Below are 17,469 nucleotides of genomic sequence, written 5' to 3'. Positions count from 1 at the left end.
GGAGTCAACGAAGTCCTGAGCCATAATACCGTCCCTGCTACGGTCGCATCACATTCATTACCATACAGTCCTAAGTGTTCGTATGGAGTGTCCACGTTGCGGGGGGAACCTGGAGACTTTCGCTGTCGGAGGAACCGAAGCGACGGCTGTGGTCTGTGATTCCTGTGGGTTCAGTGGGGTTCCAGCATCACACCGGTATGAAGGGGCCGCCCCCGAAAGCTGGGATCGGGCGATGGAACGGTTCGAGAATGAGAATCTCTCGGCGGAGCACACCTGTCTGGTCGTCCGGGAAGAAGGCGTTCGAGTCCCGGTCGACGATCCGGATTTCGAGACGGAGTCCCGAGTCGAAATCGACGACTTCGAAGAGACGGTGACCGTAGCCGCGTCGCTCCATACCGAGTCAGAAAACGAAGCGTGACGAGACCGTAGTCGTCACTTTCGGCGTCCGCGTCCGCCTCTGTCTCGTCCGTGGACGCATCGCTACGTCTCGGGTCAAAAAACCGAACTGTGAAGAGACCTCAGTCGTCGGTTTCGGCTTCCGCCTCCGCTTCTGGCTCGTCTTCCACTTCGTCGTCAGCCTCGACTGCGGCCCTCGTGCCGTCGCGCTCTTCCTCCGAGCGGGCAGCCACCAGGGCACCCTGGGCAACGCTGTACAGCGGGTTATCGGCCCGATCGACGCCCTGGATCGAGAACGGCAGGTCCGCTTCCGAGAGCCGTTCGGCGAACAGTTCCTCGAAGCCGTCCGGCGTCGAGGTCCCGCCGGTGACGACGACTGGGACGTCAAGCCCCTCCTCGATGTCCTCCTCGTCGACCTCGTTGATGATGTTCTCGATGACGTAATCGAGCAGGTTGTCGTAGTAGATGCTCAACGCACCTTCGATCCCGCCCACGTCGGTCTCGAAGTCGAGCGCGAAGTCCTCCTCCTTGACCGAGGTGACCTTGTCGACGGGCGTGCCGGTCGCCTGGGCCGCCTTCTCGTCGATCCAGTCGCCACCCCGGGCGATCGAGAACTTCATGACCGGCACCGCGTAGTACGACAGGCAGACGTTGGTCATGCCGGCCCCGAAGCTGATGCCCAGCCCGGTGAACTCCTTGTCGGCCAGTTCCGAGTAGATGACCGCCATCCCCTCGTTGATCGGCTCGGGATCGTACCCCATGTCGCTGAGCAGCGACTCGACGGTCTTCTGGTGATACAACGTTGAGGTGTCGTCGTCGATCGGATCGGCCGGCACCGAGAAGAACAGTCGCTCGCTTGAATACTGGGGATCACCGACCACCTGTTCGGTGATGAGCTTGATCATCGGAATCGCCGACTTCTCGTCGCTCGAAAGAATCCCCGCCTGCATTGGCCGGCGCGTCTCCTCGTTGAAGATGTTCGCGAAGTTGAGCGCGTCGTCCCCGACGATATACACCTTATCGTCCTTTCGGATGTGCAACACGTCGCTGCGAGACAGCATCTGATCGGCCATGTCGCTGTAGTCGATCTCGACGAACGAGTTACGCTGTTGCACGAAGACCGTTTCGTTCCCTTCCTGTCTGGCGGACAGGAGATTCATCGTCCCCACGTCAAGTCCCTTTGCCATGAGGGGACATTGCACCAGGGGTTAGAAATAATTTATCATACTTTCATTTCGCATGACGAAACAGTGAACCCGGTCCTGCCGACCTGATCCAAGTTCCCCCGACAGGGGCGTCCGTGGCGGTCTCGTCGTACCGCGTCGGATTTGACCGATAAGCGGAGCCCGAAAATCAATCGAACAGTCGTCGCCGGAGTGCCGCGAGTCGCCCTTCGCCGTCACCGCCAAACACTCGTTCTCGGAGGCGAGCAATCAGGCCCGGGCGCTCGACCCCAGTCTCGACGTCGGCCTCGGCCTGTTGTTGCTCGCGCATCGCTGCAAGCGCGGAGACCTGCTCGTCAGGACTCTCCGCCCGTGCCGTCGCATCCTCTCCACCCTGGAGCTTTCGCAACCCGTCGACTGCGTCGTCGACGGATCCACTGGCGGATCTGGTCTCCGTGACAGCATCGACAGTTTCGTCGACGTTGCCCACCTCCGCGGCATCAGGCATGTCGAATTTGAGCCGTTTCGTGGTCGGTTCAGTCTCGACGCCGCCCCACGTCAACGAGGAATCAGCCATCGCGTCGTCGATGTCCGCACGGACGTCCTCATCGCTGACGTCGTCTGTCGAGGACTCCTGGCCGCCGGCCTGGGCATCCTCGCCCGGCTGTTCGGTGACCCGATCGACGTACTGGGCAACTAACGCAGCCCCCGTCGCCCCGACGAGTAACGCGACCCCCGCGGCGTAGAGGCTGATCACACTCATGTCGTTGGCCGAGCTCCACTGCCAGGGATAGACCTGCGTGAACCACACGACCGACAGGAGGATGATGATCGTTCCGACCGCGCTGACCGCGCGCGTTCGACGTCCAACCGGCAGCAGGATGACGACGCTCAACGAGACGGCGGGAACCATCAGTGACCCGGCGACGATCGCAACCTCGCGAATGTACCAGTAGGGCTCGGATCCGGTGGGATAGGTCCCACTGTACAGAAACACGACGAACGCGGCAATACCGAGCGTCACGCCGGCAAAGAACAACCCGAAGCCGCTGTAGATCTCCCTGCGACTGACGTCGGATCGGACGTATCGCCGGTACGTTGCGACCAACCCGTTCTCGTCGCCGGGTGCTGGTTCCTCAGTGTTCGTCGATGGCCCGTCCCCACTCATATGTTCATGCGTTGGTTCAAGCGCCAGGATTATAGGTATTTATTGTGGGCCATCTCGCCGAGACGATCGATCGCACTCGCGGGACCCACCCCGAAAAGCCCTTTCAGGGTGGGCGCGGAACGGACAGTATGCGCTGTATCGCTCACCGTGGCTTCGCCGGGCTCTACCCCGAGAACACCCTGACAGCCGTCCGGCAAGCGGCCGCGCAGGCGGACATGATCGAGGTCGACGTCCGACGATGTGGGTCGGGCGAACTGGTCGTCTTTCACGACGAGGCCGTCGATCGGCTCACCGACGAGACGGGCGCGGTTGCGGACTATTCGGTCGAGGAACTCGCGGCCATGAACGTCGACGGCTCCGGGGAAGGTGTGCCGACGTTGTCTGCTGTTCTTGACGCTGTGCCGCCGGCCGTCGGATTGAACTTAGAACTCAAGGAGTCAGGATTGATCGAGGACATCCAGGCGGCCGTCGCGGGGACGGACGTCGATGTTTGGCTCTCGTCGTTCGACACGGACGTGGTTGGGACCGCCGCGGAGACGACCGACTGGCCGGTCGTGTTGATCGTCGAGGACGCCTCCGAAGCCGCGATCGAGCGCGCGGCCGGCATCGGATGTGCGGGGATCGCTCCCCACTGGCGACTCATCGACTTCGCGCTGATCGAACGCGCCCATCGGTCGGACCTGTCCGTCTATGCCTGGCCGATCAACGACATCGAACGCGCGGAGTCACTGGAAAAGATGGACGTCGACGGGATCGTCGCCGAGGAACCGACGGCCTGTCCCGGCCATTAGAGCCGCGCGAGGTTCTGCCGGAGCTTGATGTTCGCAGTCATCAGCGCCGTCGCGGCCATGATCACGAAGACGATCTGGACGTGGAGGATGATCGCGCGGTCGATCCCCACGAGGGTCACGAGTTCGACTGCCGGGACGAAGGCACCGAACGCCAGCACCGGCAGAAGATGACGCAACAGCGTATCGAGCATCGTCCCCTGGACCATCGACCGGGATAGCTGTGTTCGGCCGTGCCAGAAGCCGTATCCGGCGAAAACCACCGCGCCGATCCCCGCAATCCCGACGACGATCCCCTCCTTGACGCCCGCGAGTTCGGCCACCAATACCGCAACGACGACGAGCGAGAACGCGACTGCCGGCTGGCGAGCGGTCACTTCGTCGTCAGCCTCGTCGTTCGCCGGCGTCCCCTGGCGGGCGATGAGCCGCATCGTCAACGCAAGCAGGAAGACGAATGCGAGCAGGATCGGCCGCCGGATGGCCGGCATCTCCGGCGTGATGATCTGGAGGACACCGACCAGACCATAGAGGGAGGCCGCCGCGCCCACACCAGTGAGATGCGTCCAGATCGACGCCTGGGACGGTAGTTGACTCGCCCGCCGGTTCCAGAGGGCATACACCCCGAACCGGATGCCGAGCACACCGATCAGTACGAACCCGACGAAATAGATAAAGGTCAGGTTCGGGTTCCCGGCGATCTCCTGCAGCGAGAGGTTCCCGCCGCCGATCATGTCCAGTCACCGATCCTGAAGTCCGACGCGATCACTCGATCGGTCATCGTTGCCACCCCGCCCGCTCAGTCACGACAGGTCACTCCGTTTACGATCGCCGCCACGTCCGGTTAACTCGTCGTGCACACGCACCAGATCCTGCCGCAAGTCATTTATCGTTTCGTATCTCCGGAGCGTGCGTTTGGCCATCGCCTTGGTGACCACGCTGTCGACGGCCTCCGGGACGTCGGTCTGGAGCGACGGCGTCGGTGGGGCTGCGTTCAAGATGTCGTCACGAACTGCGTCGAACTCGCCGAGAAACGGGGGTCGACCAGTGAGGAGTCGGTAAAGGAGTGCCCCCAGCTGATAGACGTCGGTCGTGTGATCGATCCGGCCGAACTGCCGATCGTAGTACTCGGGGGCCGCGTATCGCGGATCGAGACACGAAGCCGGCGTGACGTGAAAGCGATACACTTCGAGCAGGCCAACGTTGAGGAGTGTCGCTCCCGTATTCTCGGTTCGCTCGTCCGCGACGCCCGGAAGCCCAACCGTGTGCGGATCGAGTCCGCCGTGGACCACCCCGTGGCTATGAGCGTATGCGAGTGCGTCGGCAATGTCGATCGCGATCGCGAACGCAGCGGCGGGAGCGACCGGCTCGACACGATCGGCGACCGTCGCCTCGAAGAGTTCAGTCGCCGCCCAGGGCTGTGGCGCGCGGTTCCAGTCGAAGACGGTGGCGATGTGGGGGTGCTCATCGATCCCTTGCCAACGATCGAGTGCGTTCCCGAGTTCGGTACGGAACGACTCCGGGGCGTCCGACGGCGGCCGGTGGAACAACCGCATCCCAAGGGCACGCTCGCTCCCGTCGGCAACCGTCAGGACGCGTGCCACATCGGCGTACCGACCGCGTTGCTGGCCCGACAGCATCATCAACTCGTCGAACCGACTGTACGCGACGATATCGGACAGTTGTTCGAACAGTTCGTTCCATCGCTGCCGATCCGCGGTACTCAGCTGTGGCGATCGGCCCCCCACATCGGCCGACGCCGCCTCACCGGTGTCCGATCCACCCCCAGTCTGTTCGCGGGATGGATCGTCGTGACGCTGTGGATCCGCCGGATCGATGACGCTCGGGTTCGGCTCGACGTTTCGGGGATCGAAGCCAACACCCGGCGGCCGAACCCGCCCGACTTCGTCCGTCGGCGAGTCCCTGGACGGAGGCACATCCGCGTCCCCCTGGGTCTTCTCCCGACCGTCACGCTCCTGGCGGGTGCCGTCCCCCAGTCCCGCATCGACCCGTCGCGGGAACGTCGTGGCGAGGTACTCAAAGACGAGTTCCGCCTCCGCGTTGTCGGTATCGAGGCGATCGGACAGGCGACCGGTGACATACGTAACTGAGTCGGGGTCGGCAACGGCGATCACGCAGAGTGCGAACGCGCCGGCGAGTCGGACCGCTGACTCGTCTTCGTCAAGTAACCCGACCAGATACGGCAGGAGATCGGCGCTGTCCGCTGGCTCAGCAAGGACCGACTGGACTGTCTCGATTGGACTCCGCGTATCGCCGGCGTCCGCCATATGGTACCACGTAGTGTGTGTTAGCTGAATCTCATCGGGGAGGAATATCAGCGTTTCGGTATGTTCAACACGGTCGAAGGGAGCCTGGCCAGCCCCAAGTTATCAGGCCTGAGAATAGGAAGTCACCATTTACGGTAATTCGAATCGTCGCGTTGCACAATGCCAGAGAAACGCAACGGAGCTCTCCCTTCGTTCGTGCGCGAACGGTACACCGCACGGCTCGGGGTGGCCCTCGCGTTCGCAGTGATCATCATGATCGCCTTCGGTGGGGTCATCAGTGCCCAGACGTCGGGTGAACTGCGCAACGACGTCGAACGGGAGCTGATGACACAGTCGAATGCACAGGCCGATCAACTCGAAACGTGGCTATCAGCCGTCGAGGGAGACGTCAGAACGACGACGAAACTCCCCGTCTTCGCTTCGGGTGACGCCGATCAGATAGGTCGAGAACTCGATGGGATGATCGCGGACGGCGACCTGCCCGGCGATGTCGTCGCCGCCCACTATCTCGATACGGCCGACATGCAGTTCCTGGCCAGTTCGAGCGACGCCATGGAGGGCGTCAATCCGGCCGATCAGGGCGCGGCATTTGCGACTGATCCGCCGACCTTCGACAGCCCAAACGACGTCTACATTTCCCAGCCGTTCTCAGTACCCATCGTCGACCATCCGATCGTGGCTGTCCTCTCGCCGATCGAGGGTGCCGAGGATCGCGCGCTGGTCTATATGATCGATCTCGAATCTCGGGCGGCGGGCCTCTCGACGAGCGAGGAGACATCGACCGTCGTGGTGGACGGCAACGGGCAATACGTCGCCCATCCCAACGCGAGTAAGATCCTCGAATCGTACGACGGCGAGGCGATCGATTCGGCCAACGCGACCAACGGGTCGTTTCTCCGCCAGGGGGACACTGTGATGGGGGTGACAGCGATGGATAGCCACGACTGGACGGTGCTGACCCAGCAGCCGGCCGACGCGGCCTACGCCCTCTCGGCGCAGATCAATTCCGATCTGCTGGGTCTGGTGTTGCTCGCGATCATCAACCTGGGACTGATCGGCGTCACGATCGGCTCGAACACGGCCCTCTCCCTGCGTCGACTCGCAAGCCGCGCGAGTGAGATGGGTGCGGGCGATCTCGAGGTCGATCTCACGACCCAGCGGGAGGACGAGATCGGAACGCTGTATCGTTCCTTCGGGGAGATGCGCGACTCGCTCAGAGCCAAGATCGACGAGGCCGAGACAGCCCAGGAAGAAGCCGAAGCAGCACGAGAAGATGCAGAGCGCGAGCGCGCTGAGATGGAAGATCTTTCGACGCATCTGGAAGCGAAGGCGACTGCCTACGGTGAAGTGCTCGATCGGGTCGCCGACGGCGATCTGACCCAGCGGGTCGACCCCGACAGCGAAAACGACGCGATGGCAACTGTCGGCGAGGAACTCAACGCCGCACTTGAGGCCCTGGAGACGACCGTCGCCGATGTCGAAGCGTTCGCCGACGAGGTTTCCCGATCGAGTGATAGCGTCCGCCGGAACGCCGATCGCGTCGGTGAAGCCAGCCGCCAGGTCAGCCAGTCCATCGACGAAATCTTCGACGGTGCGAGCGAGCAGAGCGAGCGCCTCCAGGACATCGCCGCGGAGATGGAGACGCTTTCGGCCTCGGCCGAGGAGGTCGCCAGCTCGGCCCAGGAGGTCGCCGAGACCTCCCAGCAGGCGGCCGAAGTCGGTGAGACCGGTCGCCAGGCGGCCGAGGATGCGATCGAGGAGATGAATGCGATCGAGGAAGAAACCGAGCGAACCAGACAGGCGATCAACGACCTGGACGCCGACTTGGACGAAATCGGCGAGATCGTCGACGTGATCACCGAGATCGTCGAGCAGACGAACATGCTCGCGATCAACGCCTCGATCGAGGCCGCCCATTCGAACGGCGGCGAAGGGTTCGCTGTCGTCGCCGACGAGGTCAAGAACCTCGCCGAAGAGACCAAAGAAGCGGCCGGCGACATCGAGGCGCGAATCGAACAGATCCAGGCCCAGGCCGGCGAGACCGTCGAGACGATGGAGGCGACCAGCGAGCGGATGGCCGCCGGCGTCGAAACGGTGACCGAGACGGTCGACTCCCTGGAGACGATCGTCGAGCGCGCCGAGGAGGCCGACCAGGGGATCCAGGAGATCGACGCCGCCACGGGCGACCAGGCGGAGACGGCCCAGCAGGTCATGGCGATGGTCGACGACCTGACGGCGATTAGCCAGCAGACTGTCACGGAAGCAGACACGGTCGCGAGTGCAGCCGACGAGCAGACGGACTCCATCGCGGAAGTGACGGCTTCGGCCGGTGACCTGCTCGATCGGGCCGACGAACTCCAGTCGCTGCTTGACCGCTTCGAGGTCGAGCAATCGACAGGGGATGCGGGAATCAGCGGAAAAGCAACAACGGTGGATAACGCATGATCGACATCGACATCACACTCTGGTTTACGCTCGGAACGCTCGGAATGGCGCTTGGCAGCGTCGGCCTCGCCTACGGGTTCGTCACTCTCTCGAGCGATCGGCACCGCGAGTACGCCGACGTCGTCGTGGTCACGCTGATCGCGACTGTCGCCTACGGACTGATGGCCCTCGGCATCGGCGAGATCACGACGGCGAGCGGGGCGGAGCTCTTCGTCCCGCGATACGTCGACTGGTTGCTGACGACGCCGCTGCACGTGGTCTTCATCGCACTCATCGCGGGGGCCGGGCGGCGGCTGATCGCGAAAGCCGCGGCGCTGCAGGCAGCGACGATCGTGCTGGGCTTTCTCGGCGCAGTCTTCGCGACGCCGTTGAAGGAACTGTTCTTCATCGCCGGCAGCCTGGCGTTCGTCGGCGTCGTCTACCTGTTGGTGATCGAGGCCGCCAAGGACGCAGCGGAGCGCGACGACGTGACGGCGGGCCTCTACCGGAAGCTCCGGAACTTCGTGATCGTGCTCTGGCTCGTCTATCCGATCATCTGGCTGCTCGCGCCGACCGGTTACGGATTCATGGACAACGAAACCGCGTCGCTGGTCATCACCTACATCGACGTGGTGGCCAAGGTCGGCTTCGGCCTGATCGCGCTGAACGGCCTGGGGACGTTGGAAACGTTCGATGTCGCCGACGCGACCGGATACGGGTCCGGCGACGACTGACCGGGACAAACGCTTATCGGCCCCGCCGTCGATCCACTTCCCATGGACGTTGCGATCCTTGGAACGGGTGCGGTGGGTCAGCGATTCGCCCGCGCGTGTCTTTTTGGAGATGGCAAAGAGTCGTCCGATACAGGACCGGGCGAAACAGGCACGGTAGACACTGGGGATTCGGACGCCGCCGGCCAGTCGCCGGCTGTCACGCTGTATGGGTCCGATGCCAGCGCAGTGATGGATGCGGTCGACGCGCTCGAAGACGCGCTCCACAATCAGGTCGAGTCGGAATTGACCGACCGACTCGACCGCGTCGATGGAACAACCGATCTCGACACCGCCGTCGGCGACGCGGACATCGTGATCGAAACACGGGCAGACGACCTCGAAACGGTCCGCCGTCGCCTCGCCGGCGTCGAAGAGCGCCTCGACGACGGGACCACCATCGCGATCCAGGCTGACGTCGCTGACCCGACCGCCGCGGCAGCCGCGCTGGAAAACCCCGAGCGCGCGATCGGGCTCTCGATGGTCGTCCCCGGTTCTCCGGCGCAGGCGGATACGCAAGCTAGTGCCGTCATCGAGGTGGTCCGGGCTGTCCAGACCGATGACGCAGCCGTCGACACCACGACCGGGTTTTTCGACGGATTGGGGTGGACACCCGTCGTCGTCAACGACGCACCGGGGCGAATATCGAGTCGGCTCCAACTCGCGCTCGAAGCCGAGGCGATGCGCGCCGTCGAAGCTGACGTGGCCGCGCCCGCAGCGATCGACGCTGTCATCGAAGGGGGATTCGGGCACGCCGAGGGACCGCTGGCCGCCGCCGACCGGGCCGGACTGGACAATCGTCTGGAAACACTCGACGGACTCGCCGCTGAACTCGGCGAGCGCTTCGAGCCCCCGGCGATTCTCCGGGCAAAAGTCCAAGCCGGCGAACTCGGCGAAAAAACAGGGTCCGGGTTCCGCGAGTGGGAGGACGATCAACCGGTCGACGAAGCCGACTCTACGGTTCGGTAAGTGGCGTGGTCCCCGGCTCAGTCCTCAAAGCGCGTTTCGACGCTGTGGGCGTGGGCTTCGAGTCCTTCAGCCTCGGCCAGTGTCGTGATCGTCTCCCGGAGCGTTTCGAGCCCTTCTTCGGAGAGTTGCTGATAGGTTGCCGGACGGACGAAGTTGTCAACCGAGAGTCCGCTGGCGATCGCTGCCGAGCCGCCTGTCGGGAGCACGTGGTTGGTACCGCTAGCGTAGTCACCCGCGGCAACCGGCGTGAACTCGCCGACGAACGCACTCCCGTAATTCGTGATCCGGTCGAGCAGATCGCGCTCGTTCGCCGCGTGGACGAAGATGTGCTCGGGCGCGTAGTCCTCGCTGAACGCGACCGCCTCGTCCATCGAATCGGCGAGAAAAACGCCACTGGCGTCGTTTGCAAGGGCCTCACGGACGATCTCCTCGCGTTCGCGCTCGGGTGCCTGGCGATCGATCTCATCGGCGACCGCTTCGGCGTGGGCAGCGTCGGGCGTCACCGCGACGACGCCGGCGTTGGGATCGTGTTCGGCCTGTGCGACCACTTCGGCAGCGACGATCTCGGGATCTGCCGTCGCGTCAGTCAGCGTCAGCACCTCGCTGGGGCCGGCGAGCATGTCGATGCGGACGTCGCCCCGTACTTCGGCCTTTGCGGCAGTCACCCATCGGTTTCCCGGGCCGACGATCACGTCGACGGGGTCGATCGACTCGGTGCCGTAGGCGAGCGCGGCGATCGCCTGTGCGCCGCCGATCTGGTAGACGGCGTCCGCGCCGGCGGCGTGCATCGCCGCCATCGTGACCGGGTTGATCTCCTCAGCGGGCGGGGTCGCCACGGCGACGTGTTCGACGCCGGCGACCTTCGCGGGCACGACGCCCATCAACACGCTGGAGGGGTAGGCGGCCGTACCGCCAGGTGCGTAGACCCCTGCCGAATCGAGCGGGTAGTACTTCCGACCGAGTTCCCGCCCCTCGCTCGGTTCGACCGCCCAGTCCTCGGGTACCTGGCGTTCGTGAAACGCGCGGATGTTGTCGGCGGCCGTCTCGATGGCCTCCCGAATCTCGTCGTCGATCGACTCGTATGCCGCGGCGGCCGCCTCGGTGACGTCGAAGTCCGAAAGCTCGACACCGTCGAATCGGCGACTGAACTCCCGGAGGGCCTCGTCGCCGTCATGATGGACCGTCTCGACGATCCCCTGGACGTCCTCGCGGATCTCGCCGATCCCGGAATCTCGCTCGAAGAGCGCTCGCCGCCGTCGGTCCGAAAGGTCGGAAATGGACTGTACGTCCATACGCCGTAGCCTTCCAGACGAGGTCACAAACTACTTGCTATCCGTCGCTATGGCGATTATCGACAGTGAAGGACTCACTGAACCCGTCAACGCCTGCGTGCGTACCACCAGACACCGACGACAGCGAGGACGAACGCGCCGCCGAGGAAGAAGGCGACAGCAGGCTCAGTCAGCAGCGTCGACGGGTCGGCGGCTTCAGCGGCTGATTCGGTCGCTTCGGCGTCCATCGCACCGACGGTCCCGCTTTGTCCATCAGTTCCGTCCACCCCAGACTCGGCCAGGAACTGCTGGGCGGCGAATCCGAACGCCAGTGCCCCGGCGGCGAGGACGCCCACACCAGCCAGCAGTCGACTGACGGCTCTCTTTAGCAGCGATTCGTCGGCTTTCTCACCCGCGACGAGGACGAGCGCCTCGCTGGTCGGCGCGTAGACGTTCATCTCGTTGCCCTTCACTGAATAATCGGTACCGACGGACTCAATCAGATCCGCAGACTCGAGTTTCTCGATGTGATAATGGACGTTCTGCAGCGACGTGCCGATCTCTTCGCGGATCTCGACAGGTGTTCGGGGCTCCTCATAGACCAGTGAGAGGACTCGACGAGCCGTCTCCGAGGAGAGGGCGGCAAACGCCTCGTCAGCAGCACCCTCGTTGAGGCCGAGCACCCGCGGCTCCTCGGCGGTCTCGGCCCGCTCACCACGGCGTGGCAGTAACTTCCCCATGATCGATCGATAAAACGGCCACTGTAAAGGGTGTGCCGATGGGTCAAATGCGGATTTTATCGGCCCGGCCCCTGTCGAGTCAGTCGATTCCGCGACTGTCGGCGGGCCGCGGCGGGAGTCGGAGGTCGGCGATCGACGGCAGGTGCTTGACGTTGTAGACGACTGTGAGTTCGTCGGTGATCGGTTCGCCGACACACGAGAGGCGGATCCCGCGGTCGATGGCGTCGGCCGGCAGAATGTGATTAACCGGCTGGGAGAGTTCCCCCCGAAGTACGGCCACGGCACAGTTGGCACAGGCCCCACCGCGACAGGAGTACGGCCACTCGTGACCGGTCGCTTCGGCGGATTCCAGCAGGGTTCGTTCGGACGTCACTGAAAACGTCCCGTGCTCAGCCCCACCGAGATCCGCACCGGCGGCCTTGCTGAAAAGATCCTCGTCATCGAGATCCCAGCCGTGATCGTCCAGGACATCGTAATCGAGATACTCGACAGTGACGTGTGCGACTGACTGATCCGAGCGGGCCTGTTTGTCCCCGTCCTCGCGGCACTGTGAGAGCAACGCTTCGTAGGCGGACTGGACCGCCCGAAATTCGGCTGCCGAGCCACCCTGGTCCGGATGGGCTTCCTTGACGCGACGGCGGTACGCACGGTGGATGGCATCTTCGCTCGCAGCCCGGTCGATTTCCAGGATCTGGTACGGCGACGGCACGCGCGGAGCTAGCCAAAATTCGCGGTTAAACGTTCGCTTGGCGGTAACGTCGGCCCCGGACTATCAGACAAGCAGCGTCTTCGGTGCTTTCGGGACCACGAGGACATCACTTCCGGGTTCGATCGCGTCCTCGACGGACTCTTCGGCGTGCATGAGACACTCCTCGACGAGTTCCGGGTCCTCGCTGTTCGTGATGTAGGCGTCCGCGTGACGCAGCGAGCGCACCGTGACGAACCCGCGCTGGGCACCCGGCTCGTAGCCCTGTAGCATCGCCTGGTAGGCCGACTCGGCGTCCTCGGCACCCGAGAGCCACTCGTAGAAGCGCTCTTCGCCCCGACCCGCACCGTAGCCCTCGTCGAGCACGGCGGGGACGACCACGCGACCGCCCTCCCTGACCGGTGCGCCATCGGAGAGCACGACGTAGGTAATCCCGCGGGTCGTCTGGTAGAGCTGGGCGTCCTTAGGTGCGCCGACGCCCGAGACGACGGCGTCGTACTTGCCGTCGACCTCGAAGGCCAGCGCCTCGCGGGCGGTCTCGGCGAGGTCCCGGACCACCGCGCCGGAGTCACCCGCGGAAGCATCCAGAAACCCGTCGGGGCCGGGTGTGACGTTCAGACAGAAGTCCAGGCCGACCAGTTCGCCCGCTTCCTCGACGGCCTCGCGGAAGGGGTTGCCGTCGATCTTGCCAAGCTTGACCGACTCCTGGCCCAGCATGTCCGGGCCGTGGGTGTACTTGATGAAGGACTCGCCGCCCGCGCCGATGATGACGGTCTTCGCCCCGCCGGAGAAGCCCGCGTACTGGTGGGGTTCGCTCTGGCCCGTCGTGAGCACCAAATCGGCCTCGGCGACGGGTCGATAGATCTCGATCGGGATGTCGTTCACCTCGCCGAGCGTGACGACGTCGTCAGGATCGTGATTCTCCGCGAGGTCGGCGTACTCGCCGAGTTCGGCCTCGATCTCCGCCTCGTCCATCGGTCGGTGGAGGCCGAGGCCGAGGACGATGGTGACCTGGTCGCGATCGACGCCCGCGGCTTCGAGTTCGTCGAAGAGCACGTCCACCAGAATCCCGTCCGGGGCGTCCCGCGTAACGTCCGTGACGACGATGGCCACCTGGTCGTCGGCGTTCGCGCGTTCGGACAGCAGCGGTCCGTGAGGATTCGCCACGGCTTCCTCGGCTGCCTCGCGAACGTCGACCGGTTCGCCGCCGGGGAGTTCCGCGATCGTCACGTCACAGTCGGGGAGATCGACCTCGACGTAGCCGTCTCCGCGTGGGACTTCGAATGTCATCTGTTCGGGTGTCGAGACGGACGCGGGCCACAAATGGATTGCCCACGACGGCCCGAGGCCGATCAGTCCGCCCAGCAGTCCTCGAACACCGCCAGCGCGTCGGCCTGGGCGTCCTGGCTGACCTCCAGCACGATCGGGCCGTCGAAGGACGACTCGCGGATCGCTCTCACTGTCGCCGCCAGATCGATCTCGCCGTCACCGAACGGAAGCCCGTCGTCCCGGCGCGTGCTGTCCGTGAGATGGATGAGTCCGATCTGGTCGGGATACGTCGAGAGGAGATATTCCAGAGCATCCTGATACTCGCGCTCGGCCGTGTAGAGGTGGGCCGTATCGAGCACCAGATCGTTCTCGCGTGCGAGGATCATCTCCTCTAGGTGCATGACGCTCGCGCCGGTGTTGTTCTCGTGGCCGTGGGCCGCATCGAAGCCGATCGCCTCCACGTCCGGCGCGAAGACGTGCATGACGTACTTCGAGTGGAGCACGAGGTAGGCATCGAGTTCGACCGCGAGGCGGTCGGTCAGTTCGTAGTACTCGTGCTCTTCCGGTGTGACGTGGGGCGTGTGGACCGAGGCAGCCGAGACGGCCGCGTCTTCGACGACCTCGACCGTCTCCTCGAGCGCGTCGAGATGCTGGCGTTCGAGATAGAGTTCGACGGCGTCGAACCCCCGATCAGCGGCGGCCGCGAGCGCCGCTGGTTCGGGTGCGCACTTCCCGGCGACCGTCGGTCCGTCCGTGGCAGGTGACACGCCGACCGATTGCGTCGGATGGCCCTTTTCGGTATCGGTCTTTCTCAACGCGCCCACTCGACCATCCGCCGGTAGCGGTCGTCGGTCGAGAGTGCCTCGGCGTCGCCGATCAACACGAGCGCACGCTTCGCTCGCGTCAGCGCGACGTTGATCCGCCGATAGTCCTCGAAGATCGGCCCGTCGAGGCTTCCTGTGGCGACGAAGGAGACGAGAACGACCTCCTTACTGGACCCCTGGAAGCGATCGACGGTGTCGACGGTCACCCCGTCGGGCACGCGCTGGCCGATCTCGGCGACCTGGGCGCGGTAGGGCGCGATCACGCCAACGTCTCCCGGATCGACGCCAGCATCGAGGTACGATTCGACGGTTTCGGCCACCGCCGCGGCCTCGTCGGGATTGGTGTTCCCCACTGCCTGCCCATCCGGGTCGAGGAACGTCACCCGGCCCTGGAGGCGGTCGGGCAGTGCGGCCGGGTCGACGCCGTCGAGTTCAGCGAGCACCTGGCCCGCGATATCGCCGGTCGCGGGCCGCAACTGCCCGTCGTAGAACTCCCGGGAGGAGTACGCCTGAATTCGCTGGGCCATCCGGTATTGCCGATCGAGCAACACGCCGGCGTCGGGATGGGCGTCGATCAGGCGCTCGAACAGCGATGTCGAGAGGTCGGCGGTCGCCTCCCGGTCGGCGATGTCATCCTCCGCACGGACGACCGGCGGGAGTTGCTGGTGGTCGCCGACGAGGACGAACCGATCAGCGCGGGCGACCGCCGCGAGCGCGCCCGGTTCGGTCAACTGCCCCGCCTCGTCGATGACCGCCACGTCGAAGTCCTGCTCGCGCATGATCCGCGAGCCGCAGGTTGCCGTCGTCCCCGCGACGACAGGGGCGTCCGTCAACTCGGCCGCCCGCTCGTCGGGATCGCCCGCCGGATCGAGCCTGACGTCCTGGAGGTCATCACGGACACCGGTCTCGGTCCCCACCCGGACGACACTCTCGACGCCCTGCTCCAGCAGGGCCTCGACGGCGTTGTCGACTGCGCGATTCGTAAACGCTGAGAGGAGGACGCGCTCGCCGCGTTCGACCAGCGCGTCGACGAGGGTTGCGAGCGTGTAGGTCTTGCCGGTCCCCGGCGGCCCGTGGATGAGCGCGAAGTCCTCCGCGCCGACTGCTCGCCTGACAGCCCGGTCCTGTGCCGGGTTGTTCTCGACGAACGTCTCCCCGGCCTCGCGGAATTCGGGTTCCCGTCGGCCGAAGAGGACGGCCTTTTCGTCGCTCGATTGCCGGAGGAGCGCGTCGTGGATGGCGGTCAGCATGCGATCGGTCGAGAGTTCCGAGGGATAGACGTCGAGCCGCCGGAGTTCGACGGGTTCGTCGGCAGTGACGACGATTTCATCTGCTAGCCGTTGGACGCGAGCCAGCTCCGCCTCACCTTCGATCGGATCGCCGTCACTTGCCAGGACGACGTCGCCCTCGCGGATCTTCGAGGTCGCGCCCGTGGCTTTGGCTCGCAGTTCCCAGCTGCCGTCGTCGAGTTCCTGCTGGCCCACCGGTTCGAGGTCGATCAACGCGCGGTCGTCGTCGGCCCGCTCCTCTTTGTCCTGGTCCCAGAGCTTGGCGTACTCCCGGTGAGCGGCCCGGCGTTCGGCCTCGATCGCGCGATAGTTACGCTCGAAATAGTCGCGTTCGTCCTCGGGGATGGGATTCCCGATCTGGCCGGCCTTTGACTCCTGGTCGAGTCGCCCCGAGACGGCCATGCAGGTGTCCTGTTCGAAGCAGTACTCGCACTTGGCGTCGGCCTCGTAGCCGGTCGGAACATCCATGCCGTGTTCCATCGCGGCGATCTCGTTTCTCGTCCGGAGGACGAACTCGAGCAGGCCCGACCCGATGGAGAACTCCTTGGCCGGCGAGAGGTCACCGCCCTCCTCGGTCCGCTCGACGGCGGCGTTCTTGGTGTAGAGAAGCGTCCCGGTATTCGGCGGTTCGTCGCCGTGTTCGCCCAGAATGAGGGCGTAGGCGGCGGCCTGGATCTTGTCCTGAAAGCGGGGCTCGCGGTTCGTGTTCTTGCCCGTCTTGAGTTCGACGGGCATCCCCCGCCGGACGGCGTCGGCCCGCCCTTTCAGCCCGTAGCGCTGGCTGATCAGCGTCTGTTCGGAGCGCCACTCGCCTTCCGTCGGACCGAAGGTGGTCTGGCCGCCGTCGGTCAGGTGGCCCTGCTGGAGCCAGCCCTCGATCGCGCTGGCGTGATCCAGGGCGTCCTGGCGGACTGTCTCGGCGTCCCGTCCCAGAAGGCCGAGTTCGAGGCCGACCTCCTCGACGCGTTCGGCGACGGCGTCCTCGACGTCCCGACCGCGAAGGAGATCGCCGAAGACTTCGTGGACGATCGTCCCTTTGACGACCGGGTAGGCCAGTGGCGTCCCCGAGAGCTTGTTCAGGTAGTACATCCGGGGACACTGCACCCACGACCGGACGTCGGTCACGTCGACGATGAAATCGGGTTCGACGACGACCATCGTGTCCTCGCCGGTCTGATAGGTGGTCTCGCCGCGATACTCGCGCTCCTCTGCGTCGAAGACGGCGATATCCATGCCGGCCTCGAGGACGTCGGCCGTCTCGGTCCACTTGCCCCACAGCGTGACCGTGACTGGCTCCGCGCGGCCGTCCTCGGGGCGGATCGTGACCTCGGCGAGGTCCCGCTCGCCGTAGTCCGTGCTGACGGTTTTCGTCTCGCCTACCTCGAGGACTGGCCCACGGAGATGCAC

The 17,469-nt window shown here is 64.8% G+C and carries 15 protein-coding genes; 5 read left to right on the top strand and 10 right to left on the bottom strand.

The features are described from left to right. The first annotated feature begins 82 nt into the window (after positions 1-82). Positions 83-418 carry a hypothetical protein gene (locus SVXhr_RS05715; RefSeq protein WP_275740270.1) on the top strand — a complete coding sequence of 112 codons (336 nt, stop codon included), beginning with the start codon at positions 83-85 and terminating at the stop codon, positions 416-418. Positions 419-518: 100 nt separating this feature from the next. On the opposite strand, the gene SVXhr_RS05710 is transcribed toward SVXhr_RS05715, so the two are convergent. Next, a complete protein-coding gene (locus tag SVXhr_RS05710) occupies positions 519-1,583 on the bottom strand; it encodes a hypothetical protein (RefSeq protein WP_275740269.1) in 1,065 nt (354 codons plus the stop codon). Between the two features lie 166 nt (positions 1,584-1,749). Beyond that, a complete protein-coding gene (locus SVXhr_RS05705; RefSeq protein WP_275740267.1) occupies positions 1,750-2,727 on the bottom strand; it encodes a permease in 978 nt (325 codons plus the stop codon). A gap of 128 nt (positions 2,728-2,855) precedes the next feature. On the opposite strand from SVXhr_RS05705, the gene SVXhr_RS05700 reads away from it, so the two are divergent. Then, positions 2,856-3,518: a glycerophosphodiester phosphodiesterase gene (locus SVXhr_RS05700; protein ID WP_275740265.1), complete on the top strand. Its 663-nt coding sequence runs from the start codon at positions 2,856-2,858 to the stop codon at positions 3,516-3,518. Here the strand turns inward: SVXhr_RS05700 and SVXhr_RS05695 are convergent. After that, positions 3,515-4,246, bottom strand: coding sequence for a hypothetical protein (locus SVXhr_RS05695; protein WP_275740262.1), 732 nt, complete (start codon positions 4,244-4,246; stop codon positions 3,515-3,517). The genes SVXhr_RS05700 and SVXhr_RS05695 overlap by 4 nt on opposite strands. Before the next feature lie 69 nt (positions 4,247-4,315). Beyond that, positions 4,316-5,800 carry a serine/threonine protein kinase gene (locus SVXhr_RS05690; RefSeq protein ID WP_275740260.1) on the bottom strand — a complete coding sequence of 495 codons (1,485 nt, stop codon included), beginning with the start codon at positions 5,798-5,800 and terminating at the stop codon, positions 4,316-4,318. Between the two features lie 159 nt (positions 5,801-5,959). Here SVXhr_RS05690 and SVXhr_RS05685 point away from each other — a divergent pair, with 159 nt between their 5' ends. The 3 genes from SVXhr_RS05685 to SVXhr_RS05675 are packed head-to-tail and all read left to right on the top strand — an operon-like array spanning position 5,960 to position 9,963. Next, a complete protein-coding gene (locus tag SVXhr_RS05685; RefSeq protein WP_275740258.1) occupies positions 5,960-8,245 on the top strand; it encodes a methyl-accepting chemotaxis protein in 2,286 nt (761 codons plus the stop codon). After that, positions 8,242-8,958 carry a bacteriorhodopsin gene (locus SVXhr_RS05680; RefSeq protein WP_275740256.1) on the top strand — a complete coding sequence of 239 codons (717 nt, stop codon included), beginning with the start codon at positions 8,242-8,244 and terminating at the stop codon, positions 8,956-8,958. Before SVXhr_RS05685 ends, SVXhr_RS05680 begins: the two co-directional genes overlap by 4 nt. Before the next feature lie 42 nt (positions 8,959-9,000). Further along, complete coding sequence (locus tag SVXhr_RS05675) at positions 9,001-9,963, top strand: 3-hydroxyacyl-CoA dehydrogenase family protein (RefSeq protein ID WP_275740254.1); 963 nt, start codon at positions 9,001-9,003, stop codon at positions 9,961-9,963. Between the two features lie 17 nt (positions 9,964-9,980). Here the strand turns inward: SVXhr_RS05675 and hisD are convergent, their stop codons facing one another. From hisD to SVXhr_RS05645, 6 genes are all read right to left on the bottom strand, one after another. Beyond that, positions 9,981-11,255, bottom strand: coding sequence for a histidinol dehydrogenase (gene hisD, locus SVXhr_RS05670; RefSeq protein WP_275740252.1), 1,275 nt, complete (start codon positions 11,253-11,255; stop codon positions 9,981-9,983). Between the two features lie 86 nt (positions 11,256-11,341). Then, positions 11,342-11,974 (bottom strand): helix-turn-helix domain-containing protein, encoded by a 633-nt coding sequence (locus tag SVXhr_RS05665; protein WP_275740250.1) that lies wholly within the window; start codon positions 11,972-11,974, stop codon positions 11,342-11,344. A 79-nt stretch (positions 11,975-12,053) separates the two neighbouring features. Continuing rightward, a complete protein-coding gene (gene fer / locus SVXhr_RS05660; RefSeq protein WP_275740248.1) occupies positions 12,054-12,683 on the bottom strand; it encodes a ferredoxin Fer in 630 nt (209 codons plus the stop codon). Between the two features lie 63 nt (positions 12,684-12,746). Then, positions 12,747-13,970: a lactate racemase domain-containing protein gene (locus tag SVXhr_RS05655; protein WP_275740246.1), complete on the bottom strand. Its 1,224-nt coding sequence runs from the start codon at positions 13,968-13,970 to the stop codon at positions 12,747-12,749. Positions 13,971-14,032: 62 nt separating this feature from the next. After that, complete coding sequence (locus tag SVXhr_RS05650) at positions 14,033-14,716, bottom strand: TIM barrel protein (RefSeq protein ID WP_345799504.1); 684 nt, start codon at positions 14,714-14,716, stop codon at positions 14,033-14,035. Between the two features lie 44 nt (positions 14,717-14,760). Continuing rightward, positions 14,761-17,469 carry an AAA domain-containing protein gene (locus SVXhr_RS05645; protein WP_275740242.1) on the bottom strand — a complete coding sequence of 903 codons (2,709 nt, stop codon included), beginning with the start codon at positions 17,467-17,469 and terminating at the stop codon, positions 14,761-14,763.

Source organism: Halorhabdus sp. SVX81 (assembly GCF_029207715.1).
GTDB lineage: Archaea > Halobacteriota > Halobacteria > Halobacteriales > Haloarculaceae > Halorhabdus.
This window is presented reverse-complemented; position numbering and strand designations above follow the sequence as displayed.